General features: G+C 48.0%; 20 protein-coding genes. 12 read left to right on the plus strand and 8 right to left on the minus strand.

Annotated elements, in window-relative coordinates:
- Positions 1-150: 150 nt before the first annotated feature.
- The 4 genes from dnaJ (at position 151) to ACXAFQ_RS03505 (ending at position 6,796) form a co-directional block, all read left to right on the plus strand.
- The gene (dnaJ, locus tag ACXAFQ_RS03490; RefSeq protein WP_474818171.1) at positions 151-1,281 is read left to right on the plus strand and encodes a molecular chaperone DnaJ; all 1,131 of its coding nucleotides are present in this window, start codon (positions 151-153) and stop codon (positions 1,279-1,281) included.
- A gap of 205 nt (positions 1,282-1,486) precedes the next feature.
- Positions 1,487-1,969: a c-type cytochrome gene (locus tag ACXAFQ_RS03495; RefSeq protein WP_474818172.1), complete on the plus strand. Its 483-nt coding sequence runs from the start codon at positions 1,487-1,489 to the stop codon at positions 1,967-1,969.
- Between the two features lie 228 nt (positions 1,970-2,197).
- Positions 2,198-4,756: a putative bifunctional diguanylate cyclase/phosphodiesterase gene (locus ACXAFQ_RS03500; protein WP_474818173.1), complete on the plus strand. Its 2,559-nt coding sequence runs from the start codon at positions 2,198-2,200 to the stop codon at positions 4,754-4,756.
- A gap of 102 nt (positions 4,757-4,858) precedes the next feature.
- Positions 4,859-6,796 carry a propionyl-CoA synthetase gene (locus tag ACXAFQ_RS03505; RefSeq protein ID WP_474818413.1) on the plus strand — a complete coding sequence of 646 codons (1,938 nt, stop codon included), beginning with the start codon at positions 4,859-4,861 and terminating at the stop codon, positions 6,794-6,796.
- A gap of 114 nt (positions 6,797-6,910) precedes the next feature.
- On the opposite strand, the gene ACXAFQ_RS03510 is transcribed toward ACXAFQ_RS03505, so the two are convergent.
- Positions 6,911-7,594, minus strand: coding sequence for a cytochrome b/b6 domain-containing protein (locus ACXAFQ_RS03510; RefSeq protein ID WP_474818174.1), 684 nt, complete (start codon positions 7,592-7,594; stop codon positions 6,911-6,913).
- A 243-nt stretch (positions 7,595-7,837) separates the two neighbouring features.
- Here ACXAFQ_RS03510 and dapB point away from each other — a divergent pair, with 243 nt between their 5' ends.
- The 6 genes from dapB (at position 7,838) to ACXAFQ_RS03540 (ending at position 16,143) form a co-directional block, all read left to right on the plus strand.
- On the plus strand, positions 7,838-8,638 hold the full coding sequence (gene dapB / locus ACXAFQ_RS03515) for a 4-hydroxy-tetrahydrodipicolinate reductase (RefSeq protein WP_474818175.1): 801 nt from the start codon (positions 7,838-7,840) through the stop codon (positions 8,636-8,638).
- 281 nt (positions 8,639-8,919) lie between these two features.
- Entirely contained in the window at positions 8,920-10,050 is a 1,131-nt protein-coding gene (gene carA, locus ACXAFQ_RS03520) for a glutamine-hydrolyzing carbamoyl-phosphate synthase small subunit (protein ID WP_474818415.1), read from the plus strand.
- Between the two features lie 13 nt (positions 10,051-10,063).
- The gene (gene carB / locus ACXAFQ_RS03525) at positions 10,064-13,285 is read left to right on the plus strand and encodes a carbamoyl-phosphate synthase large subunit (protein ID WP_474818176.1); all 3,222 of its coding nucleotides are present in this window, start codon (positions 10,064-10,066) and stop codon (positions 13,283-13,285) included.
- A gap of 128 nt (positions 13,286-13,413) precedes the next feature.
- Entirely contained in the window at positions 13,414-13,890 is a 477-nt protein-coding gene (gene greA, locus ACXAFQ_RS03530; protein ID WP_070123512.1) for a transcription elongation factor GreA, read from the plus strand.
- An 85-nt stretch (positions 13,891-13,975) separates the two neighbouring features.
- Positions 13,976-14,974: an alpha/beta hydrolase gene (locus ACXAFQ_RS03535; protein WP_474818177.1), complete on the plus strand. Its 999-nt coding sequence runs from the start codon at positions 13,976-13,978 to the stop codon at positions 14,972-14,974.
- Between the two features lie 251 nt (positions 14,975-15,225).
- Positions 15,226-16,143 (plus strand): tetratricopeptide repeat protein, encoded by a 918-nt coding sequence (locus tag ACXAFQ_RS03540; protein ID WP_474818178.1) that lies wholly within the window; start codon positions 15,226-15,228, stop codon positions 16,141-16,143.
- A 12-nt stretch (positions 16,144-16,155) separates the two neighbouring features.
- Here ACXAFQ_RS03540 and ACXAFQ_RS03545 read toward each other — a convergent pair whose 3' ends face one another.
- From ACXAFQ_RS03545 to miaB, 7 genes are all read right to left on the minus strand, one after another.
- Positions 16,156-16,599 (minus strand): Hsp20 family protein, encoded by a 444-nt coding sequence (locus ACXAFQ_RS03545; protein WP_474818179.1) that lies wholly within the window; start codon positions 16,597-16,599, stop codon positions 16,156-16,158.
- Positions 16,600-16,716: 117 nt separating this feature from the next.
- The gene (locus ACXAFQ_RS03550; RefSeq protein WP_474818181.1) at positions 16,717-18,006 is read right to left on the minus strand and encodes a Xaa-Pro dipeptidase; all 1,290 of its coding nucleotides are present in this window, start codon (positions 18,004-18,006) and stop codon (positions 16,717-16,719) included.
- 162 nt (positions 18,007-18,168) lie between these two features.
- Positions 18,169-19,665 carry an apolipoprotein N-acyltransferase gene (lnt, locus tag ACXAFQ_RS03555; protein WP_474818416.1) on the minus strand — a complete coding sequence of 499 codons (1,497 nt, stop codon included), beginning with the start codon at positions 19,663-19,665 and terminating at the stop codon, positions 18,169-18,171.
- Between the two features lie 6 nt (positions 19,666-19,671).
- Complete coding sequence (gene corC, locus ACXAFQ_RS03560) at positions 19,672-20,529, minus strand: CNNM family magnesium/cobalt transport protein CorC (RefSeq protein ID WP_474818182.1); 858 nt, start codon at positions 20,527-20,529, stop codon at positions 19,672-19,674.
- A gap of 33 nt (positions 20,530-20,562) precedes the next feature.
- Positions 20,563-21,036: an rRNA maturation RNase YbeY gene (ybeY, locus tag ACXAFQ_RS03565; protein ID WP_474818184.1), complete on the minus strand. Its 474-nt coding sequence runs from the start codon at positions 21,034-21,036 to the stop codon at positions 20,563-20,565.
- The gene (locus ACXAFQ_RS03570; protein ID WP_474818185.1) at positions 21,033-22,121 is read right to left on the minus strand and encodes a PhoH family protein; all 1,089 of its coding nucleotides are present in this window, start codon (positions 22,119-22,121) and stop codon (positions 21,033-21,035) included. The genes ybeY and ACXAFQ_RS03570 overlap by 4 nt, the downstream gene beginning before the upstream one ends.
- A 30-nt stretch (positions 22,122-22,151) precedes the next feature.
- Positions 22,152-23,585, minus strand: coding sequence for a tRNA (N6-isopentenyl adenosine(37)-C2)-methylthiotransferase MiaB (miaB, locus tag ACXAFQ_RS03575; protein ID WP_474818186.1), 1,434 nt, complete (start codon positions 23,583-23,585; stop codon positions 22,152-22,154).
- 267 nt (positions 23,586-23,852) lie between these two features.
- On the opposite strand from miaB, the gene ACXAFQ_RS03580 reads away from it, so the two are divergent.
- Positions 23,853-25,025: an FAD-dependent monooxygenase gene (locus ACXAFQ_RS03580; protein WP_474818418.1), complete on the plus strand. Its 1,173-nt coding sequence runs from the start codon at positions 23,853-23,855 to the stop codon at positions 25,023-25,025.
- Positions 25,013-25,192, plus strand: a complete 180-nt coding sequence (locus ACXAFQ_RS03585; RefSeq protein ID WP_070123522.1) for a hypothetical protein — start codon at positions 25,013-25,015, stop codon at positions 25,190-25,192. The genes ACXAFQ_RS03580 and ACXAFQ_RS03585 overlap by 13 nt, the downstream gene beginning before the upstream one ends.
- Position 25,193: the final 1 nt, after the last annotated feature.

Here is a 25,193-nt window from a genome sequence, read left to right on the forward strand (position 1 = left end):
GGTGCTGTACAGTGCAGGCGCAGCAGGAATTCTTGTTGCGCCTTTTGTTGTGTTAAGGCCGGTTGAAATTATCCGGATGAATGTTTGATGGACGGTTGCGGAGATACCGCTTCCGGGCATCAGAAGTAACGAGTAGGAAAAGTAAGCGATATGTCGAAACGAGACTACTACGAAGTGCTTGGAGTGGACAAAAGCGCTGGCGAACGCGATATTAAAAAAGCGTACAAAAAGCTGGCGATGAAGTACCACCCTGACCGCACCCAGGGCGATAAAGCGCTGGAAGAAAAATTTAAGGAAATCCAGGAAGCCTATGAAGTCCTGACTGATTCGCAGAAACGTGCTGCGTATGATCAGTATGGTCATGCCGGTGTGGATCCGAATCGTGGTGGTGGCGGCTTCGGCGGTGGCGCAGACTTTGGTGACATCTTCGGCGACGTTTTTGGCGATATCTTTGGTGGTGGTCGCGGTGGACGTCAGTCCCGTGCCCGTCAGGGCGCCGATTTACGCTACAACCTTGAAATGTCCCTGGAAGAAGCGGTTCGCGGTAAAGAAGTTGAAATTCGTGTACCAACACTGGTTGAATGTGATGTCTGTCACGGCTCCGGTGCGAAGAAAGGTACGTCACCGACTACCTGCCCAACCTGTCATGGTGCGGGTCAGGTGCAAATGCGTCAGGGTTTCTTTGCGGTGCAGCAAACCTGTCCAACTTGTTCAGGTCGCGGGAAAATTATTTCCGACCCGTGTAATGCATGTCATGGCCACGGTCGTAAAGAAAAGAACAAAACCCTGTCTGTTAAGATACCGGCCGGCGTGGATACCGGAGACCGCATTCGTTTGAACGGTGAGGGCGAAGCCGGTGAGAACGGCGCTCCAGCGGGTGACTTATACGTCCAGGTACACGTACGTGAACACAAAATCTTCCAGCGCGACGGTAATAATCTATACTGCGAAGTGCCGCTGAGTTTCACTACAGCGGCATTGGGCGGCGAACTGCAGGTTCCTACGTTAGACGGTAAGGTTAAACTGAAAGTCAGTCCTGAAACCCAGACCGGAAGAATGTTCCGCTTGCGCGGTAAAGGGGTTAAATCTGTACGCAGTGGTGTAACTGGCGATCTGATGTGTAAGGTTGTGGTTGAAACGCCGGTGAATCTGTCAACCCGTCAGAAAGAACTGCTGCAGGAACTGGATGACTCCATGGGCGGCGACTCTGGAAAACATCGCCCAAAGGAAAAAGGTTTTTTTGACGGCGTGAAGAAATTCTTTGACGATCTGACTAACTAAGCTTTCCCCCTAGACCTTAACCCGGTCAGCGATAAAAATTCAGCCCTCCTTTTGGAGGGCTTGTCGTTTCAGGCTATCTCAGCACCTGTTTTTGTGTGAATAATAATCAAATTCTGCATCCAAGGCGGTTTTAATGAGCCAAATGCAGGTTTTCGCGTAATAAATATAAAGCCACCACATCACATTTCATTTAACGGAGAACATAATGAAACAACTGCTCAAGACCGGAATACTCGCGGCAATGGCTGTATCGTGTTTCACAACAACGGCTGTTGTTGCTCAGGAAGCGGCGATGAATGAGAAACACGCAGAAGCGGCGACTGAATACCGCAAAGCTATCTTCCAACTGGTAAAAAGTAATATGGCGCCACTGGGCGGCATGGCGAAAGGGGCAATTCCATTTGATCAGGAAACCATTTCCACCAATGCCATGCGTCTGGAACAGCTTGCCGATATGATGGGTGATTACCTGATGGTAGATACCCGCAAATTTGATGTTGATACAGGTGCAAAAGACGACATTTGGGAAAACTGGTCAGACTTTGAAGGAAAAGTCGCTGATTTGAAATCTGCGGCAGAAAATCTTTCGAGTGTGGCAGCTGCGGGGGATGAAAGTAAATATCGCGCTGCGATAGGCCAGGTAGGTGGCGCGTGTAAAGGTTGTCATGACGATTACAAAGCGGATTAATTGGTAATAAGTCAAGCCGCAAGAAAGTAATATTTAACGATGAGAAAAACGGTCGCATTTGCGGCCGTTTTTTCGTTTTTAGCAGAAAGAAGTCATTCCAACATTAAAGTTTGCTGTCAATTTGAGGAATCAGGTTTCTTTTTCTATGCTTAATCTGACATTGCGTTAAAGAAACCAAGTTTTGCTTGCTGTTTTATTCATCCAAAGGATTTGTAAGGAGAACGACGATTGCTTAGTGAAAATCTGCTACGGGAGCGCTTAGGATGCGAATATCGCTTCCGTGTCAGTGAGCTTCTAGACTCTCTCGTCCGAAGTACTCCGGCTGAGAATGCATGCATTCTGCACATTCAGGAGCCAATCCCGAAGAACGCAAACATGCCTTCACCACAGACTGCGCAGGTATTATTTTGGCTGCGCGAAAATGCAAGCCTTTGGCCAAATGTATGTGAAGTCACTGTAAATGCACAGCAAGATCTCGTTGCGGTGAAGCTTGAAAACACTGCATGTTGGCAGGGCATAGCGAGCGCCGTAGAAACGAATGGAGCTGTAACTGGTAGGCTTTTTATCGCGGGCTTTTTTCCCGACAGCAGCATTAGTGCACATGATTCAGCTTTTGTCGCCTTAACCGCAGAAAGGTTGGCAAACCTTATTGAGTTGGTCATCGGTCGACAACACGACAATCTCAAACAGTTACAGGACAAGCTTTCTTTATTCGACACCGTTTCAGAAATGGCTGAAACCGGTGGCTGGGATTTTAATATGCCAGAAGGGAGAATGAACTGGACCAATGAAACATACAGATTGTTTGATTTTACCAAAGACTGCCCGATAACCTTGCACCGTATTCTCGCCTGTTTCTCGCCTGAATCAAGGCGAACTCTCATTCGTGCCGTTCGAAATTTGATTGATAAAGGGATTAACTACCAACTTGAACTCCCGGTGGTCACGCGAAAGAAGCACGCCCGGTGGCTAAAACTTTCCGGCAAAGCGCAAAAGCGTGATGGTGAAATTGTGCGCCTCTTTGGTTCCGTGCAGGATGTCAGTGAACAAAAACGTTTGTCTGCCACAGAGCACAACTACATTGAGTACTTAAATACCATTCTCGATAGCATCAACGATGCGGTGCTTACCGTAGACGAGTTTGGTACCATCATAACTGCCAACAACACTGTAAAAGAGGTTTTTGGCATCGAACCTGATGCTGTTATCGGTGAGGACATTTCGTTTTTGCTGCCGGGAACGCCCGCAGACAAAGACAGTGAATTTGTGCATCAACAGTTAAAGCCCGGCGTTGGCGAGATAAATGGTAAAGAGTTGAGTGCGCGGCACAGTCAGGGGAGAAATTTTCCAGTCGAACTGTCTGTTGCGGAAGTTTTCCAATCTGGCTTTTCTCAATTTGTTTGTGTATTTCGCGACATTACAGAGCGTAAACAGGCGCTTGATAGCATTTATAACATCGCGTTTTTCGACGAAATCACCCACCTACCTAATGTGAAATCTTTTGAGAAAGATTTGCGAAAACTCATCATTGCCGCGGCTTTATCCGATCAACAAATATATTGTTGTATGCTGGATATCGACAATTTCTCTCAATTTAATTTGTCTTTCGGCAAGGAAACCGGCGACTATATTTTGCGTATTTTCGCGGGCAGGTTGAAGCGTGCAGTGTCTTCCCGTTTTCAAATTTATCGGGGATTAGGCGACAAGTTTTATATCCTCCACTCACAGCCATTCGCGCCTGAAAAAGATCAGGATGTGATGGAGCTCATCGATACAGTTGAATGGAATGTGCACGCTGAACTTGGAAGGGAATTTTCTTTACACGGCCATTCTCAAGTTGTGCCTGCTACGTTAGCTTCTACCTATGTGCACAGTCCAGAGGCGAGTTATGAGAAAGTTGTGGGTATATTAGAGTTTGGTACCAAGCGTGCCAAGCAGCAAGGCCCGGGAGGGCGGATAACCTTGGAGCGCAATGAATTCAATGCGTACGACCGGCATAACTATATCAGTCAGAGTTTTAGCCACGCCATTGAAAATAACGAATTTTACTTAGTACTTCAGCCCCAGTTCGACGCGAAAGGGAACATTGTTTCTTCAGAAGCACTATTGCGCTGGAATGAAAAACGGCTGGGATTTATTAGCCCTGGTGAGTTTATCCCTATTGCTGAAGAAAGTGATGCTGTGGTTGATATCGGGTATTGGGTTATCAACGAAGCCTGTCGCCTGTTGTCCGAAATAAATGCTAAGGGCATCGAAACTTCGCTTTCGGTAAATATCAGTGGCCGTCATATTGCGCGTGCGGACTTCTACGATAGATTACTTCACACCATTTCTGAGTGGCAAATTAATCCGTACCAATTAATTCTTGAGATCACCGAAACCACATTGGTGACCACCATCGACATTGTGCGTAAACGTATCGAACGCCTCTCTCAACTCGGTTTTTCATTCTCGATTGATGACTTTGGCACCGGCTACTCAAGTTTAAGCTACCTGAAAGAGCTCCCCATCTGCGAGTTAAAAATAGACAGGTATTTCGTTGACGAAATTAACTTCGAAAGCGATAACGCGCCCATAGTGAACACCATTATTGATATGGCAAGCGCGATGGGTTTAAGGACGGTTGCTGAAGGTATTGAAAATGAGATTCAAATTAACTACTTGATGCAGCGTGGCTGCGATATTTACCAAGGATTTTATTTGTCTAAACCTATCGAAGAAGATGAATGGCGGGAGGTCATTATTAGCGCTCAATCAGCGCAGCTAGCAATCGCCAGCGGCGGGTGAACCTAACTCATTAAACTAAAAAATTGCGACAGAAGTCTTATGCGGCACGTAGTTGTTTTTATATTAATGTAAATCAAGTTAAAAGTTTTCACTATTGATTACATTAATCGTAGTAAAGATCAGCATTCTCAGAGGCCCATTATGTCGTATGCAGCAGAATATCAGCGCTCAATCGAATTCCCCGAAGTATTTTGGAAAGACAAGGCGCGCGCGCTTTCTTGGTTTACTTTCCCTGAAACCATACTGTCTAAAGATGACAACGGGATCGACAGGTGGTTTGCCGATGGCCAGATGAACACCGCCTATATGGCCCTTGATTATCATGTCGAGAATGGGCGCGGTGAGCAGATTGCTGTCATCTTCGACTCGCCGGTAAGCGGGCAAAAATCCACACTCACTTATCAGCAATTGTTGGAGGAGGTGGCGAAATTTGCTGGCGTTTTAAAATCAAAAGGTGTGAAAAAGGGCGATCGCATCGTTATTTACATGCCAATGATCCCCCAAGCTGTCATCGCCATGTTGGCAACTGCCCGGTTGGGCGCTATCCATTCGGTTGTCTTTGGCGGCTTTGCCCCTCATGAGTTAGCTGTACGTATTGAAGACGCCCAGCCGAAAGTGCTGGTGACCGCATCCTGCGGTATAGAAGTAGATAAACGCATACCTTATAAGCCCCTTGTTGATGAAGCTATTGCATTGTCAGCGCATAAGCCTGAGAGCAGCATCGTATTCCAGCGCCCGGAAGTGAAAGCCGAACTCAGCGGAAACGATGCAGACTGGGCAACAGAAATGCAAACAGCACAACCCGCTCAGTGCACACCGGTTAACGGTAGCGACCCCTTATACATTCTCTATACTTCGGGCACCACGGGGAAACCCAAAGGCGTGGTGCGCGATAACGGCGGGCATGCTGTTGCGTTGAAGTATTCCATGAATGCCATTTACAACATGCAACCGGGAGAAGTATTCTGGGCCGCTTCGGATGTGGGGTGGGTGGTAGGACATTCCTACATTGTTTATGGTCCGCTGCTCCATGGTTGCACCACGGTAGTGTATGAGGGGAAACCGGTGCGAACCCCAGATGCCGGCGCGTTTTGGCGCATGACAGAGGAATACCGCATCAAGGCGTTGTTCGCCGCGCCCACAGCCTTCCGTGCCATTCGAAAAGAAGATCCAGAGGCGAATTTGCTGGGGCAATATGATATCTCGTCACTGAAAACCATTTTTATGGCTGGCGAACGATTAGATCCTCCCACCTATTTGTGGACCGTGGATAAAACCGGAAAGCCGGTCGTGGACCACTGGTGGCAAACCGAAACAGGTTGGGCAATTTGTGCCAACCCTACTGGCCTCGAAACCCTCGAGACTAAACCGGGCTCATCAACGGTTCCTGTGCCTGGCTTTAATGTTGAAGTATTGGATCATGTGGGCGAGCCACTGCCAGCCGGAGAGCAGGGGGCCATTGCCATTAAACTGCCCATGCCCCCGGGTTGCTTACCCACTATTTGGGGTGACTGCGAACGGTTTAAGCAAAGCTATCTGGAAGCCTATCCGAACTATTACACATCGGGTGACGGCGGTTATAAAGATGATGAAGGCTATGTATTTATTATGGGCCGTACGGACGACGTAATTAATGTGGCGGGCCACCGCTTATCAACCGGTGAAATGGAAGAAGTGGTTGCTGCACATCCTATGATTGCTGAATGCAGCGTGATTGGCGTTCACGATAGTCTGAAGGGACAGGTACCCGTGGGGCTGGTGTTATTAAAAGATGGTGCCGCCATTGATGAGGAAACGTTGCAAAAGGAACTGGTGGAGATGATGCGAAAGGAAATTGGCCCCATTGCTTGCTTTCAACGAGCAGTGATTGTTCCGCGGCTCCCGAAAACTCGCTCTGGCAAAATACTGCGTAAATTGTTGCGCCAAATTGCGTCGAATCACTTGTTATCTATACCGTCTACTATCGACGACCCAGCAAGTGTGACAGAAATTCAGGCAATCATGCAGAAACAGGGGCTGGTAAAGGGAACCTCTGAGTAATAAGGCGTACTTTTCGCGATAGCAAGCACTGAAAATCAAAACATCTGTAAACACCAAAGCCGTTCATTGGAGCGGCTTTGATGTTTAATTAAGCGACAGATAATGTGAGTACTGTTAGTAATAAAACTCTTCTTCGGCTGCTTCTGGTGGCGCAATTTCTACCACGTAATAGACAATTCCGGCACTTATCAATGTAACAACCACCGCTGCGAGTAAACGAGATGATGTAATGCCTTTCTCCGCTGTGGTTTTTTTCCCGTGTACCATAGCCGGCGCTAGCTTCTGTTTTTTATAAACAGCATAAAATCCGATGGCAGCGATATGCAGGGCAATCACTGCTAAGAGTACGTTAAATACGTTATTGTGCAGAAAGCTCATGGTATCCAGAGTGGCATCTTCAACTGCACCGCGCCAGGGGCCATCAAGAAACACATCATCAGTCATAAACAACCCGCTCACTGCTTGAATCATGACCAGCGTGAGCATAACCACCACCACCCAGCCACCTAGTGGATTGTGACCAGCATGAGCTTGGGAGTTTCTGGCAAACAGCGTACTTAAGTAACCAACCACCGCTTTGGGGCCATAAAGGAACTGCCCGAAGCGGGCATAATCTGAACCAACAAAACCCCAGATAATTCGGAAGATGATCAACCCGAGGGTGAAATAACCGAGATAGAAATGCCACTGCATAGCATTATCCATTAACTCTGCGGTGACATACTGGCCAACCAGCGAAAATACTAATAGCCAATGAAAGAGACGAGTAGGGATATCCCAAATCAACTTTTGTTCCATGTCCAGATTCCTCTGCGCGTTGTTATGTTTGCAAGTTGCTGTCAGTAAGTTTCTATATGCAACTACTATTTTTATGCAACCAATATTGCCTGATACTTATACTACCAACTCCTGACTGCGGGTATACAAATCCGCGTTATTTTATGCCGCTGGTACGATAACTTGAAGCATCTACCTATGAACAATTGAAAATTGTGCTGTGTCAGGCAAAATGCCCGCAAACAGACGATGAATGAAATGAACATGAAAGTAGCAATTTTAGGCGCCAATGGGCGCATGGGCCGGGTGTTGATTGAAGCGCTGCGGGAAAACGAAGAGGCAGATCTTGCCGTTGCCACCGTGCGTGATGACTCTCCATGGGTAGGTATTGATGTGGGCGAACTGGCTGGAATCGGTACACAAGGGGTTGCGTGTACGGCGGTTTCTACATTGGACCCCGATGATGTGGACGTGGTTATTGACTTCACGCTGCCAGCTGCATTTGATGACAACCTTGCATGGTGTGTAGCGAACAAAAAACCGGTGGTAATTGGTACAACCGGTTTATCTGACGCGCAATTAACCGCGTTGGATGAAGCCGCGAAGCAAATTCCATTGGTGTTTGCAGCGAACTATAGTGTGGGTGTAAACGTGATGTTGGCGCTGGTGAGTCAGGCTGCTAAAGCCCTTGGAAACACCGCTGATATTGAAATTCTTGAAGCTCACCATCGTTTTAAACAAGATGCGCCGTCGGGCACCGCCATGGCAATAGGTCAGGCCATCGCCGACACATTAGGTCGAAACTTGCAAGAATGTGCTGTTTATGGCCGAGAAGGGAAAGAACCCCCCAGAGAACACAAAACGATTGGTTTTGCGACCGTAAGAGCGGGAGATATTGTAGGCGAACATACTGCACTCTTTGCCGACATAGGCGAGCGTCTTGAGATAACCCACAAAGCATCCAGCAGACTGACCTTCGCTAAAGGCGCAGTCCACGCGGCGTTGTGGTTGTCTGACAAGCAAAATGGCCGCTATGGTATGAACGATGTAATTGGTCTTGACTAACTATTCATCAGATAAATAGGCTTTTCTAAGGTTAGGATGTAAAAACGCAGCCAATCAGGTATTTTTCATATTTTTCCAAATTTGAATTAGACGTATCCTGATAACTCCTATATAATACTTGGAATTTGCCAAAATTTAGCGTTTCAGCTTGTCTGAGACGTATTTAATTAGCTGCAAAGTATCGTAAACGGGAAGTAAATTTTATTATTACCTCCCGTTTTTTGTGGGGTTTATTCATGCCACTGAATAAACCGTCGGTTATCCTTAATCTGGAGGTTGACTTGGCTAATTCTGCCCTTTTGGTGTTAGAGGATGGTTCAGTTTTTAAAGGTACGGCTATTGGTGCCACTGGTTCTGCCGTTGGGGAAGTTGTTTTTAATACTTCCATGACAGGCTATCAGGAAATCATCACCGACCCATCATATGCTGAACAAATCATAACACTCACTTACCCCCATATCGGTAATACCGGTACCAATTCTGAAGACGTCGAAGCAGACAAAATCTGGTCTAAAGGTCTTATCATTCGTGACCTTCCTCTCATTGCCAGTAATTTTAGAAACGAACAAACTTTATCTGAATACTTAGCTGCCAAAGGCGTAGTAGGTATTGCGGATATCGATACCCGTCGTTTAACCCGTATCCTTCGCGACAAGGGTGCGCAGAACGGCTGTATCATCTGCGGTGACGAACTGGATGAAAGCAAAGCGCTTGACGCTGCCAAGGGGTTCCCGGGCTTAAAAGGCATGGATCTGGCTAAAGTAGTTAGCACTAAGGAAGTGAAAACCTGGACCGAAGGCACCTGGGCATTGGGTGAAGGTTACACCACGCCTGCTGAGGTAAAATACCACGTAGTTGCTTATGACTACGGCGTAAAAAACAACATTTTACGCATGTTAGCAGACCGCGGTTGTAAAGTGACGTTGGTGCCGGCGCAAACGCCAGCTGCCGATGTACTGGCGCTCAATCCTGATGGCGTTTTCCTGTCTAACGGCCCAGGTGATCCTGAGCCATGCGACTACGCCATTGAAGCAATCAAAACCATTCTTGAAAAAGACATCCCGGTATTCGGTATTTGTCTTGGTCACCAATTGCTGGCGCTGGCCAGTGGTGCAAAAACGGTGAAAATGAAGTTTGGTCACCATGGTGCCAACCACCCGGTTAAAGATCTTAAGAAAGGCACGGTGATGATCACCAGCCAGAACCACGGTTTTGCTGTTGATGAAGCGTCGTTGCCAGAGAATCTTGAAGTTACTCACGTCTCATTGTTCGATAAATCGCTGCAAGGTATTCATCGTACCGACAAGCCAGCGTTCAGCTTCCAGGGACACCCTGAAGCGAGCCCGGGCCCGCACGAAGCGGCAGATCTGTTCGATCATTTCATCGAACTTATTGAACAATCGAAACAGTAGGAATTAGCCGACAATGCCAAAACGTACCGACATAAAAAGTATTCTGATTCTGGGTGCCGGCCCTATCGTTATCGGCCAGGCCTGTGAATTTGACTATTCTGGCGCACAAGCCTGTAAGGCACTGCGCGAAGAAGGCTACCGGGTTATTCTGGTTAACTCGAACCCTGCCACTATTATGACTGACCCTGAAATGGCCGATGCAACCTACATCGAGCCAATTCACTGGGAAGTTGTACGTAAAATCATCGAAAAAGAGCGTCCGGATGTGGTGCTGCCTACCATGGGTGGCCAGACAGCACTGAACTGTGCTCTGGATCTCGAACGCGAAGGTGTACTGAAAGAGTTCAATGTAGAACTGATTGGTGCAACTGCAGACGCTATCGATAAAGCGGAAGACCGTGAGCGTTTCGACAAAGCGATGAAATCTATCGGTCTTGAATGTCCTCGTGCTGAAATTGCTCACTCTATGGAGCAGGCCCACGATGTACTTAGCCGCATCGGTTTCCCATGTATCATCCGTCCGTCATTCACCATGGGGGGTTCTGGTGGTGGCATCGCTTACAACATTGACGAGTTCAATGAAATCTGTAACCGCGGTCTCGACCTTTCTCCTACCAACGAGCTACTCATCGATGAGTCGCTGATTGGCTGGAAAGAGTATGAGATGGAAGTGGTTCGCGATAAGAACGATAACTGCATTATCGTTTGTACTATCGAAAACTTCGATGCGATGGGTGTTCACACCGGTGACTCTATCACCGTTGCACCGGCTCAAACGCTGACCGACAAAGAATTCCAGATTATGCGTAACGCGGCCATGGCCGTACTGCGTGAAATCGGCGTAGAGACCGGTGGTTCAAACGTACAGTTCGGTGTGGATCCGAAAACTGGTCGTATGGTTATCATCGAGATGAACCCGCGTGTATCTCGTTCGTCAGCACTGGCCTCTAAAGCAACCGGTTTCCCGATTGCAAAAGTGGCTGCCAAGCTGGCTATCGGTTATACCCTCGACGAACTGGCCAATGACATCACTGGTGGCTTGACGCCGGCATCGTTCGAACCGTCAATCGACTACGTTGTAACCAAGATCCCTCGCTTTAACTTCGAGAAATTTGCCGGTGCTAACGATCGTCTGACCACGCAGATGAAATCTGTGGGTGAGGTCATGGCAATCGGTCGTAACCAGCAGGAATCATTGCAGAAAGCACTTCGCGGTCTGGAAGTGGGCGCAACGGGCCTGAATCCAATTCTGGATCCAGAAGACGACGAAGCCATGAGCAAACTGAAGTACGAACTTCAGAATCCTGGCGCAGAGCGTATCTGGTACATCGGTGATGCCTTCCGTATGGGCATGAGCGTTGAGGAAGTGTTCTCTAACACCAACGTAGACCGCTGGTATCTGGTACAGCTTGAAGAGCTGATCAAACTGGAAAACCAAGTAGCAGAGCAGGGCGTTAGCGCACTGACTGCTGACTTTACCCGTGCATTGAAGCGTAAAGGTTTCTCAGACGCGCGTTTGGCAGAACTGACTAACGTTGCTGAAAGCGACATTCGAGACATCCGTCGTGGTTTCGGCATTTCACCCGTTTACAAGCGTGTTGATACCTGTGCCGCTGAGTTCTCTACCAGCACCGCTTACATGTACTCTACGTACGACGAAGAGTGTGAAGCGAATCCGTCTGACAAAGAGAAGATCATGGTACTGGGCGGTGGTCCAAACCGTATCGGTCAGGGTATCGAATTCGATTACTGCTGTGTACACGCGGCGCTGTCTATGCGTGAAGACGGTTACGAAACCATCATGGTTAACTGTAACCCTGAAACGGTTTCTACTGATTACGATACGTCAGATCGCCTGTATTTCGAACCAGTGACTTTGGAAGACGTGCTGGAAATCGTTGCGAAAGAACAACCTAAAGGCGTTATCGTACAATACGGTGGTCAGACACCGCTGAAACTGGCCCGTGCCCTTGAAGCCAATGGCGTACCCATCATCGGTACTTCACCTGAAGCCATTGACCGCGCTGAAGACCGTGAGCGTTTCCAGCACATGGTTAATAAGCTAGGTCTTAAGCAACCAGCTAATGCAACCGTAACGAATATCGAACAGGCCCTGACTAAGGCAGAAGAAATCGGCTTCCCGCTGGTCGTGCGTCCGTCTTACGTGTTAGGTGGTCGTGCGATGGAAATCGTTTATGACCTTAAAGATCTGAAACGCTATCTGAATGAAGCGGTAAAAGTGTCTAACGACGCCCCAGTCCTGCTCGACCGTTTCCTCGACGACGCGATTGAAGTAGATATCGATGCTATCTGTGACGGCACCGACGTGGTTATCGGCGGTATCATGGAACACATTGAACAAGCCGGTGTTCACTCTGGTGACTCTGCCTGTTCATTGCCTTCGCATTCATTACCGAAAGACATTCAAGACGTAATGCGTAAGCAGGTTCGTGACATGGCGCTGGAGCTTGGTGTTGTTGGCTTGATGAACACACAGTTTGCTATCAAAGACGGTGAAGTGTACCTGATTGAAGTGAACCCTCGCGCTGCCCGTACTGTGCCTTTCGTATCGAAAGCGACAGGTGTACCGTTAGCGAAGGTTGCTGCCCGCTGTATGGCTGGTCAATCACTGCAGTCTCAGGGTGTGACGGAAGAAATTATTCCACCGTTCTATTCTGTGAAAGAAGTGGTATTGCCATTCGCGAAGTTCCAAGGTGTTGACCCGCTGTTAGGCCCAGAAATGCGCTCTACTGGTGAAGTTATGGGTGTAGGCGATACCTTCGAAGAAGCGTATGCAAAAGCCAACCTGGGAGCCAGTGCGCCTCTGCCTAGAGAAGGTAAAGCACTACTGTCTGTACGTAACAACGACAAAGCGCGTGTTGTCGACCTGGCGAAAGCCATGGTTGAAGCGGGCTTCGAAATTGAAGCGACCAGCGGTACGGCGAAGAGCCTGATTGATGCCGGTGTTGAATGTAGTGTTGTGAATAAGGTTTCTGAAGGACGCCCTAACATCGTTGATTCAATTAAAAACGGTGCTTACAGTTACATCATTAATACCACCGAAGGACGTCAAGCCATTACAGATTCTGTGTACATTCGTCGTGAGGCCTTATTGAATAAGATCACCTATACCACTACGATGAACGCAGCGTTTGCTACGATTCGTGCTAAGTCTGCAGATGACCGAAATAAAGTGTCATCGGTGCAGGAACTGCATGCTCGTATTAAAGGTTAATGACATTTATGTGAAATTGGGGTAATCTACCCAATTAGCATTACAAAAAAGTGCGCCCATTCGGCGCACTTTTTTTAACTCAGCGATCAGTGGGTCAGGAGACCCAATAAACAAAGTGAGAATTCCCCATGAGTCAGTATCCGATGACCGCTCGTGGCGCAGAGTTATTGCGCAAAGAATTAAATGAACTGAAAACGGTAACCCGCCCAAGAATTATTAATTCTATCGCGGAAGCCCGTGAACACGGCGACTTGAAAGAGAATGCCGAGTATCATGCAGCCCGTGAAGAGCAGAGTTTTTGTGAAGGCCGTATTCAGGATATTGAAGGCAAATTGTCTAATGCCCAGATCATCGACGTGACCAAAATGGATAACACCGGCAAGGTTATTTTTGGTACCACCGTCACCATTATGAATCTGGAAACCGATGCGGAAACCACTTACCGCATTGTTGGCGATGATGAAGCCGATATTAAAAACAATCTGATTTCGGTCAATTCACCGATTGCTCGCGGTCTGATTGGTAAAGAGTTGGACGATGTGGTGAATATTCAGACACCCGCCGGCACTGTGGAATTTGAAATCACAGAAGTGGAATATATCTGATGTCGAACGTGGAATGCCGCTTGCGGCGTTCCACATTTTTTAGCTACCAGCCATCCGGCTGCAGAGAAGTAACGCGGTACAGGCAGTGAAACACGTATTTTTGCTAGTTGTTTTTATCGCTCTTAGTGGCTGCTCAAGGATGGTGGCGGAGCGCATAGAATCTCCCACACAAATTATTCATTACGAACAAGCAACGCTCGATGCCGAGTATGCCCGTTGGGGTGTAATTGAAAAGCGCTGGTGTAGTGAAGTCTCAAATTATTGCATTCCTTACCGCGATGGTGCGGCAGCGATTCAACAGCCACCTTCGTTATCTTTTTCCGTTTCCCGGGATTTTGGCAATCAATTTAGTTTTCTAAAAGAAGTCACGCTATCCCCTGAAGATGTCGGCGAATTTTCAGGTACCGTTGTATTAATTCATGGCTATGGCGCCAAGAAAGAGAGCTGGATGAACACCGGCTTCTATTTTCAGGCCCTCGGGTTTCGTGTTATTGAACCTGATCTCATGGGGCAGGGTGAGTCTCAGGCACCATTAGGTTTTGGTGTGCGCGATGGTGACTTGTTAGCAGAATTCATTGAACAAATCATTCCTGTCGCCGACGAGCCTGTTTATTTGGTGGGTCACTCTATGGGCGCACTGGCCGCAGTAAAAACGGCCCGTCAAGTGGATGCCATTTCTGGCCTTATTCTGCTTGCGCCCATGGATCGTTTCGATCGCGCTACCATTGGTGTGGCGCATATGTTCAAACCTCGATTGAGCAAACTGGTTCCAGACTCATCAATTAAGGCTGGAGCTGAGTTAGCGTTAAGCCGTGCTGGCATCACGCTGGAACAAACCGATATGTTTTCTGATTTGCCAGCGTTGTCAGTGCCCATTCTGACTTACGGCTCGGGTATGGATTTAGCCAGTAACATTCGTCGCACAGAGCGCTGGCAGGGGCTGGATAATGTAACGCGAATTATAAACAATAACGAAACCCACATGTCAGTGATCGGGATTAGTGACACTGAACATGCAGTGCTTAAAGACTGGCTTTCGCAAACGCACTTGTTCACCAAAACTCATCTTTCCGCTGGACGCTAATTGTCTGGCACTTTGTTTGTTGCATTTTCATGCAAACACTTTTCATAAATTAAGGTATACTCCGGCGTTGTTGCGCAGATGGAGTATGCCTGGGCAATTTTAAAAATGGATAACTACACTGTCTCAGGCTGGGCTTTTGCTCGCTGTATCATTCTTCACGCTTGAGAGTTTGCCGTTCGGCTATTTCTTGCGCCCTCTGCGTACAGGTAAGGAAGTGAAAATTCAGATGTCTACCTGACCGGGAATGTGTTGTGCTCCACGGTATCCGATTATTTATTTTTTGCTGTACTGGTTTCTCTGCCAGTGCGTTTGCGTTGTCTTATGCAAGTCTGGACGATTGTTTGATAGATGCAGTGGCGTGTCGAACTGAAACGTCAGCGCTATTGAAACATAAAACTGCCGGCGAACGTGATTGGTACATGTTGATGTATTACAACCTCTCGGCACGCTGGGAGCTTGAAAACCTTGATATCTCCATTGATGAAGTGGCAGGCTATGCGAGATTAGAAAACGCCCCCGATGTATTTCGCATTGTCGTTTACACCATTTATGCAAAGAAATTGCTCACTGAGGGAGATACCGCCAACGGTGAAAAATATGTTCGCTTTACCCGTGACTTGATCATGTCTAGCTCTGACCGTTTGCCTGACCCTCGTCGACTCGCTGAACTAATTAATCTGTACAATTACCTGAAACAGTATGAAACGGCCAACGACGTCGCAAAGTGGGCCGTGGACAAAACAGCCAATATACAAAACCCTTACGCGAAAGCACCACTCAATCTCTCGATTGGCCATGTAGCTTGGTTTTTGAAGGACTACCCCCGGGCGATTGAATATTATCGTTTAGTTGTCGACGCCAGTGAGCAAATTGGCGAACCTATGATGCTGGCCTTCGGACAAGCGAATCTCGCTGTGACACTGCGCAAAACTGAGCAATTTGAGCTGTCTCGTTATTGGTTTGAGCAGGCAATCGCCTCTATGCAAACTGCACTTGGTGAATATCAAAGCAAAGATCTAACCTATCTCAAGTTACGCATTATCGAACTGGATGTTTTGCAGGGACGAGAGGAAGCTGGCCGGGAAGCGCTAAGTCGCATTAATCAGGCAGATGTCCATGAGCATCATCTGCCTATTTATGACAAGCTAGCGCAGCAATTAATGCCTTAAAATCGGTATTCGCTACTCGTTATGGCCTAGCTTACTGCCGCCAATTTGTATGCGGTGCGCTTTTTTCGGTTCAGGAATAATACGTTCCAAATCAATATGTAGTAAGCCGTTTTCCATATCGGCGGCCAGTACTTTCACGTTGTCGCCCAGCTGAAATTTGCGCTCAAAGTTACGTTCAGAAATGCCCTTATGCAAAAACTTGCGTTCTGTTTGCTGGGTTTGCGCTTTTTTACCCGCAACACGTAAGGTGTTGTCCTGCACTTCTACTAGCACTTCTTGCTGGCTGAAGCCTGCTACCGCCATGGTAATGCGGTATTTGTATTCGCTGAGCAATTCAATGTTGTAGGGCGGGTAACTGCTTTGTTTTTCTGCGCGGTTTGCGGCCTCAATTAGGGTGGCAAGGTGATCAGAGCCGATAAACGAACGGTAGAGTGGTGTCAGATCGATAGAAGGCATGGGCATATCCAGTTAAGCAATATGGTTTGGTTGTCCCCAACCTGGGCAACAACACGTGTTCGGCGACAGTATGCCAGAAGGATTCGGGCGATACGAGAGTCGTATCGCCCTTGGCGGTTACATCGCCAGTTGTTTTACAACGTGGCCGTCTTTAATCACCAGGCCAATTTCTTCCATAAGCGACATGTCATCAAGGGGGTTGCCTTTTACGGCTACCACATCGGCTTTACGACCTGCTTCCAGGGTGCCCAGGTTATTTTCCTGCTTCAACAGGGTAGCTGAATTGATGGTTGCCGCCTGGATGGCCTGCATGGGCGTCATACCAAATTTCACCATACGAGCGAATTGTTTGCCGTTATCACCGTGAGGATATACGCCGGCATCGGTGCCGAATACCATTTTTACACCGGCCTTAACAGCTTTACGAAAGTTCTCCCGCTGTACGCTGCCCACCATACGTTCTTTCGCCAGGCTCTCTTCCAGAATACCCGCTTTGGCACCTTCGCCTAAAATATATTCCGTTACGTATACATCCATGGAGAAGTAAGTACCGTGCGCTTTTGCTAGTTCAATGGCTTCATCATCTAACAGGCTCACGTGTTCTACTGAATCTACTCCTGAGCGAATTGCGGCTTTGATGCCACTGGTGCCGTGTGCGTGGCTGGCCACAGTCAGGCCACGCAGGTGGGCTTCGGTGATGAGTGCTTTCATTTCTTCTTCAGAATATTGTTGCGCGCCCACTTTTGTGCCCTTAGAAAGTACACCACCGGTCGCGCAGAACTTGATGACATCCGCACCGTATTTGATGTTCTCACGCACTCGTTGACGCACTTCCCACGGACCATCCGCTATACCTTCACTCTTCGCGTGCGCGTCGTATGGCAGCAGGTTATTGTCACAGTGGCCGCCAGTAACACCCAATGCGGGCCCTGATACAAACATACGTGGGCCTTTAATATCCCCATCGTTGATGGCATCACGCAGGGCTACATCGGTAAAGCCCGGCGCGCCAACATTCCGCACGGTGGTAAAGCCTGCCATCAGGGTTTTCTCGGCATGCTTTACGCCATACAGTAGTGAGCGGGATACTGATGTCCCCAAGGTGGCATAACCATGATGGTCGGAATCACCGACAAGGTGAACGTGCATATCCATTAGGCCAGGCATTAGCGTGTAGTCGCCCAGTGCCATGGTTTCAGCATCGGCGGGAAGGTCCAGTGCTTTGCGTGCGCCAGCGTCGATAATCATGTCATTGTCGATAATCACTGCGGCGGCGTTAATCACTTTACCTGATTTCACATCAATCATGCGATCGGCGGTAATGACTAAAGGCTTGGCAAACGCGAGGGCGCTAGAAAGGGCGAGGGCGCTCACAAGCAAACCGGTTTTAAATATTCTGGTTTTCATTTTGGGTATTCCCTGATTTATTCTTAGAACAGAATACTTTACTCAATCAGAGCACAGATAGAATTACGGTTATCGCAAAAAATCGGTGGCAAATCGCGAAAAAGCCAGCCTGATTAAAAGACGACTGGCTTTCCAGGTAGTGTAATATCTTTTTTTGTTAAGTTATTGTTTACGCTTGATAAAAAAAGCGGCTGCTAAGAAAGCCGTTGTCAGTAACCAAAGCATAATATCGCCAAACTTTTTGTAGGGCGTCATCCCTTTACGGGCCTGAACGATTTGCGACAAACTGCCAGCCTCAAACTGGGGAAGTATTGACGTAACGTCACCTTTTTCGTTGATAAACGCAGTGATCCCATTATTGGTGGCGCGCAATACCGGTCTACCGAGTTCTAGGGCCCGCATTCTGGCGATGTCTAAATGCTGCGCCGGACCGTGGGAATGACCAAACCAGGCATCGTTACTCACGGTAATAATCATATCGGTATCGTTGTGTACGTTTGCGGCGACCTGATGGGGAAAGGCGATTTCAAAACAAATTGCCGGCGCCAAATGAATACCATTTGCTACCAGGTTTGTCTGTACAAAATCCCCCCGAGAAAATGACGACATGGGTAAGTCAAATAACGGGGCTAATGGCCTTAAAATATCTTCAAAGGGCACAAACTCGCCAATGGGTAACAGATGGTGCTTGGCATAACGATTGTTATGAAAATAATGATAGCTGCCGTACGTATCGTCAGGCTTACGTTTACCCAGCACGAGCAAGTTATTCCAGGCTTCATCAGATTCAAAGTTGTAATTCACAATGCCGGTGATAAGCGCAGAGTCTGTGTTCAGCGCTAAATTATCCATTTCTACTAGATAATCACTGGCCAGCAATTCCAATTTCGGCACGGCGGCCTCAGGCCATACTACCAAATCACTGTCCCATAGCGGCTCACTCAAGGCGCGATATTTCTCCATGGTGGGCATGTCTTGTTCTGGTACCCAACGCAGTGACTGGGCAATATTGCCCTGTACCATCGCTATTTTGTAGGTAGCTGCAGGTTGCGTCCACGATTTGCCAGTAAGTATCCAACCGGGAACAAAGGCAGCAATAAACAGGGCCGCTAGCGCAACATACTGCTTGCTAAATCGATATACCGCCAAAGCCGCGCACAGCGCAATAACAATGGCAGTGACGCCGGTTTCTCCAATTAACGGAACCCAGCCTTCCAAAGGGCTGTTTATTTGGCTGTACCCCAGTGATAACCAGGGAAATCCAGATAGCATCCAGCTTCGAAGAAACTCAGTGAATGTCCAGAAAAATGGCAGCGCCAGTGGCCATAAACGAGGTGGGAAGTACTTTTGGCTCAGCCACAGTGCTAACGCGGGATAAAGCGCCAGATAGCTGCAAAGTATGAGCATGAGCCCAACTGAGAGAATAATAGGTAGGCCACCAAAATCAGCAATACTGACATGTACCCAACTGATCCCAGCGCCAAACCAGCCAAGGCCGAACAACCAAGCGGTGAGAAACGGGCGACGGGTTTTTGTCAGCTGACGGATACCAAGCACAACGGCCAGAAAGGTTACAGGCCATAGAGAAAATGGGGCGTAGGCAAATGTAACACTGGCGCCACTAAGGAGCGCCAGTAAATAGGGAACAAACGTTTTCAGAACGCGTTACTCCATGGAGGGAACTGTCACTTTGAGTTGAACCAAACGACGTTTGTCTGAGTTAGTAATTTTGAAATGAATATCACTGATGGTAATTTCATCATTGGTTTCAGGCATGTGCCCGAAAGCCTTCAGCACAATACCGCCGATGGTGTCGGCTTCTTCTTCACTGAACGTGGTTTTGAAGAAGTCGTTAAAGTCCTCCACCGGTGTGAGTGCTTTCACCGTATAGGTAGACTTGTTCAGCGGCTTGATGTCGTCAGTGCCGTCTTCGTCGGTGTCGTATTCATCTTCAATCTCGCCCACAATGAGTTCGAGAATATCTTCAATAGTAACCAGACCAGAAACACCACCGTATTCATCGACCACGATAGCCATGTGATAACGCTGCTGTCGAAACTCTTTAAGCAGAACATCCACACGTTTACTCTCAGGAACGATAACCGCCGGGCGTATCACGTCTTTCAGCTCAAACGCTTTATCGGGGGTAAAAGCATAAAGCAGCAAGTCTTTTGCTAACAGAATACCTTCAATGTGGTCCTTATCTTCGCTTATTACCGGGAACCGGGAATGCGCGGTATCAAGGATAATAGGAAGAAACTCGTCTACCTTCTGGTTGATATCAATGGTGGCCATTTGAGTGCGGGGGATCATTATGTCCCTTACCCGCATCTCGTTAACACCGATGACGCCTTCAATCATTTCCCGGGTTTGGGGATCAATCAGTTCACGGTGCTCGGCTTCGGTGATTACATCCACCAGATCTTCTTTACTTCTCGGCTCGCCGGAAAATGTCGTTCGTAGCTTATCGAACCAACCTTTGCTCGTCGAGCCGTTGGTAGAGTGAGGGTTGTCTTCGCTCATAAATCTCTTAAATATTGAGTGTTTTAGTAAAAGTTAAAGCTCTTGATACGGGTCGTCAATGGATAATTGCGCTAAAATTTTAATTTCAAGCGCTTCCATTTTTTCTGCTTCATCGTCTTCAATGTGATCATAACCCAGTAAGTGCAAGATTCCATGCACGACCATATGGGCATAATGGTGGTTCACCATTTTGTTTTGCTCACTGGCTTCTTTCTCGATGACAGGGGCGCATATCACTAAGTCACCCAGCAAATTCAATGGCACGCCCGGAGGGCATTCAAACGGAAAAGACAGCACATTGGTAGGTTTATCTTTGCCACGGTACTGATGATTCAGTTCGTGGGATTCCTCTTCATCAACGAAGCGAACCGTGATTTCTTTCTCCTCGGTTTCTAATGCCGCGAGCACAGCATTAGCCCAAGTGGTAAGCATGGATTCATCGGGAATGCGCGCCGCAATTGCATCTTGCGGAGTATAAGCTTGCTGAAGGTCGATGATGGCGGTCACGGTTTGTTCCCGGCGTCACCAGCCTCTTTATTTGCGGTATCGGAGGCGGCAGCTTGATTCTGTTTTTCCTGTTCTGCGGCCACTTTTTTTGCTAAACGCACTTTTTCCTGTTCACTGTCGTGCTTTTCATAAGCGGTAACAATACGGGCAACCACAGGGTGACGCACCACGTCTTCTGCTTTAAAGAAATTAAACGAAATATCGTTCACGTTCTCCAGCACTTCAATGGCGTTACGCAAGCCTGAGCGCACACCGCGCGGTAAATCAACCTGCGTGATATCGCCGGTAATCACAGCCTTGGAGTTAAAGCCGATACGGGTGAGGAACATTTTCATCTGTTCGGTGGTTGTATTTTGCGACTCATCCAGAATGATAAACGCATCATTCAGCGTACGACCACGCATATAAGCCAGTGGGGCAACTTCAATGACATTGCGCTCCATTAACTTCTCGACTTTCTCGAACCCCAGCATCTCAAAGAGCGCATCGTAGAGTGGGCGCAAATACGGATCGACTTTCTGAGACAAATCACCAGGTAGGAAACCCAGTTTTTCGCCCGCTTCAACCGCAGGACGGGTAAGCAGAATACGGCGAACTTCCTGACGCTCTAATGCATCAACCGCGCAGGCAACCGCCAGATAGGTTTTACCCGTACCGGCTGGGCCAATACCAAAGGTAATATCGTGATTAACGACGTTGGCAACATACTGTGCCTGATTGGGATTGCGGGGCTTGATGACGCCACGTTTGGTACGGATATTAATCTCTTTACCGTACACGGTGGTCTCTTCACGCTCAAGGCATCGGGCTTCCTGAATGGCCAGGTGGACTTGTTCAGGTTCGAGTTGCGGTACTAAGCCCTTTACCGGCTGTGTTTCAATGTAGAGGAGCTTGAGTAGCTCAGCAGCACCGTTGGCCTGAAGTGCTTCGCCCAATATTTTAAATTCATTGTTGCGATAGCTGATTTCAACGCCCAATCTGCGTTCAATTTGTTTGATATTGTCGTCAAACGGGCCGCACAGGCTGGATAAACGTTTATTGTCTGCAGGTTCTAAAATTACTTCGTTGCTTACCAGAGTACTCAAGTTCTGTTATTCCTCACTTCTTAAATTAAATTAGGCGGGGACGTATTGACCCACGCCAAGTGCATCGGGAACGTCGTTCTGATGCTTTGCCATGATAGATTGGGGCGAAACTGCCACACGCAAGCCCATATCTTTCTCTCGGCGAACCACTTCACCACGCAGTGAATTAGTGAATACGTCTGTTATCTTCACATCAACGAATTCACCAATCATGTCAGGCATACCTTCGAAATTCACAACACGGTTATTTTCAGTGCGGCCAGACAGTTCCATTGGGTTCTTTTTCGATGGTCCTTCCACCAAAATACGCTGTTCGGTGCCTACCATGTGACGGGCAATGCGCAGTGCTTGTTGTGTAATACGTTGCTGTAGAAGGTGTAGACGTTGCTTTTTCACTTCTTCACTCACGTCATCAACGGCGTCTGCCGCGGGTGTACCCGGACGGGCACTATAAATGAAGCTAAAGCTCAGGTCGTAATCAATGGCCTGGATGAGATCCATGGTGGCTTCAAAATCAGCATCGGTTTCACCCGGATAGCCAATGATAAAGTCAGACGACATACAGATATTAGGACGCACTTTCTTCAGCTTTCTGATTTTTGATTTGTATTCCAATGCCGTGTGACCACGCTTCATCATATTCAGAATACGGTCTGAACCACTTTGTACCGGCAAATGCAGATGATCAACCAGCTCCGGAATGCTTTCATAAGCCGCGATGATGTCGTCAGTAAATTCAACCGGATGCGACGTGGTATAGCGAATGCGGTCGATACCGTCGATAGCTGCAACCAGCTCAAGCAGTTCGGCGAAGCGACAGATAGTACCGTCGTGGTGTTCACCACGGAACGCGTTTACGTTCTGACCTAGCAGGTTGACTTCACGCACACCTTGTTCGGCCAATTGGGCAATTTCCAGAATGACATCATCCACCGGACGGCTCACTTCCTCGCCTCGGGTGTAAGGTACAACGCAGAATGTACAGTACTTGGAGCAACCTTCCATAATAGATACAAAGGCTGTAGGTCCTTCTGCACGCGGCTCGGGCAGTGAATCGAATTTTTCGATTTCGGGGAAGCTCACGTCAACCACTGACGATGCGCCGCCGTGCAGTTGTTTAATCATTTCTGGTAAGCGGTGCAGGGTTTGCGGGCCAAATACGATGTCTACAAATGGCGCGCGTTGACGAATATGGTCACCTTCCTGTGAGGCCACGCAGCCGCCTACGCCAATAATGAGTTCTGGCTTGTCTTTCTTCAGGTTTTTCCAGCGGCCTAGTTGGTGGAACACCTTTTCCTGTGCTTTCTCACGGATCGAACAGGTGTTCAGGAGGATAACGTCCGCTTCCTCAGCTTCCTGCGCAAGCGAATAACCATGGGTAGAGTCCAATAGATCTGCCATCTTCTCCGAGTCGTACTCGTTCATCTGACAGCCCCAGGTTTTGATATACAGCTTCTTGGTCATATTCACATCACGATTTCAGGTTTTCCGGCAGGGACCACCAAAGGGTAATCACGATAAATGGCCGGCATGTGTTCAAAATAGCCGCGTATTTTACATTTTGTGGTGCGGTTTGCCCAGTGATTCGTTAAATCTGTTAGGCACTTTAATGTGGTTAAGTATAGCTGGCTGATCTAACGCAAGGCAGAAATCATGGTGGTTGGTAGTTAAAAACAGTTTGCGTCATAATGCGGCCTTACTCAGGGAGTTGTTATGTCCGGAATATCAGATATGTTCGATTTTTGTATAAATGGCGGCGGCATGGTGGGTGCGGCGCTCGCGTTGGGGCTTACGCAACAGGGCTATAAGGTGGCTATTATTGAAACAGCCATGCCGCAAGCTTTCGACCCAGGCCAGAAGCCGGACCTGCGACTTTCAGCCATTAGTCTCACTTCGGTGGATTTACTGCGGGCGCTGGGGGCATGGTCATTTATTGAGAATTACCGGGTGAAACCTTACAGTAAATTGTCGGTGTGGGAACAGCCATCAATGGCCACCGAATTTGACGCACAGAGTATCGGTCAGTCGCTTTTAGGTTACTTTGTTGAAAACCGCCTGATACAACTTGGCTGTCATCAGGCGCTTGCCGATTATGATGTGACCTGGATTAATCAGACAAAACTGCTTGGATACCGAGTAACTGAAGGCATTACCGCGGTTGAACTGGACAATCATGAGGTATTGCAATGTCGTTACCTTATTGGTGCTGACGGTGCTCGCAGTCAGGTGAGGGCGCTTGCACAAATCGGCACCACAGGATGGCAATATGGCCAACAAGCTATGGGCATTACGGTAGAATTGCAAAGTGATCCCGGTTCTGAAACCTGGCAGCAGTTTTACCCGAGTGGCCCCAGGGCGCTGTTGCCAATGTACGGCAATTATGCCTCATTAATTTGGTACGACGATGCAACGCGCATCAAACAGCTGAAAAGTTTAAGCAAGCAACAACTCACTGAAGAAATCCAATCACATTTTCCAGATCGGATAGGTCCATTTTCCATACTGGATAAAGCGTCCTTTGTGCTCACCCGTTCCCACGCATCAGACTACGTGCGTCCCGGCGTTATTCTGGTAGGGGATGCCGCTCATACCATTAACCCGTTGGCCGGGCAGGGCGTGAATCTCGGTTTCAAAGATGTGGCCGCGTTGTTGGCTGTTACTGCAACCTGTAAACCGGAGCAGCCAGAATTTCACCATCAGCTTAAGACAGCTTATGAAGCACCTCGTAAGCGGGACAACTTAATGATGATGTCGGCTATGGACAGTTTCTACCTCTTGTTTAGTAATGAAATACCCCCAGTTAAATGGATTAGAAACCTGATGTTGAAAGGCGCTGATATGGCGGAACCGATAAAACACAAGATACTCAAATATGCGATGGGGATGGATGAATGGAAGTTCTGATCTTACTGGGTGTGCTTTTCGCAGCGCTGTTTATCATAGTGCCACTGATTGAACGTTCGAATATGCGGGTAAGTCCGGAAACCGCGGGAAAAATCAGCCGCTGGATTTGGCCGTTGGTGATGATATCACTGGTAATACAGCTTATTCGGATGATGATGCAGGGTTAAT

The organism is Alteromonas sp. ABH2_165, from assembly GCF_056159945.1.

What these genes read in the sequence shown, in the direction of transcription:
- dnaJ (WP_474818171.1), top strand. Translation starts at nt 151, where the DNA reads ATGTCGAAACGAGACTACTACGAAGTGCTTGGAGTGGACAAAAGCGCT.
- ACXAFQ_RS03495 (WP_474818172.1), top strand. Translation starts at nt 1,487, where the DNA reads ATGAAACAACTGCTCAAGACCGGAATACTCGCGGCAATGGCTGTATCG.
- ACXAFQ_RS03510 (WP_474818174.1), bottom strand. Translation starts at nt 7,594, where the DNA reads ATGGAACAAAAGTTGATTTGGGATATCCCTACTCGTCTCTTTCATTGG.
- dapB (WP_474818175.1), top strand. Translation starts at nt 7,838, where the DNA reads ATGAAAGTAGCAATTTTAGGCGCCAATGGGCGCATGGGCCGGGTGTTG.
- carB (WP_474818176.1), top strand. Translation starts at nt 10,064, where the DNA reads ATGCCAAAACGTACCGACATAAAAAGTATTCTGATTCTGGGTGCCGGC.
- greA (WP_070123512.1), top strand. Translation starts at nt 13,414, where the DNA reads ATGAGTCAGTATCCGATGACCGCTCGTGGCGCAGAGTTATTGCGCAAA.
- ACXAFQ_RS03545 (WP_474818179.1), bottom strand. Translation starts at nt 16,599, where the DNA reads ATGCCTTCTATCGATCTGACACCACTCTACCGTTCGTTTATCGGCTCT.
- ACXAFQ_RS03550 (WP_474818181.1), bottom strand. Translation starts at nt 18,006, where the DNA reads ATGAAAACCAGAATATTTAAAACCGGTTTGCTTGTGAGCGCCCTCGCC.
- corC (WP_474818182.1), bottom strand. Translation starts at nt 20,529, where the DNA reads ATGAGCGAAGACAACCCTCACTCTACCAACGGCTCGACGAGCAAAGGT.
- miaB (WP_474818186.1), bottom strand. Translation starts at nt 23,585, where the DNA reads ATGACCAAGAAGCTGTATATCAAAACCTGGGGCTGTCAGATGAACGAG.
- ACXAFQ_RS03580 (WP_474818418.1), top strand. Translation starts at nt 23,853, where the DNA reads ATGTTCGATTTTTGTATAAATGGCGGCGGCATGGTGGGTGCGGCGCTC.
- ACXAFQ_RS03585 (WP_070123522.1), top strand. Translation starts at nt 25,013, where the DNA reads ATGGAAGTTCTGATCTTACTGGGTGTGCTTTTCGCAGCGCTGTTTATC.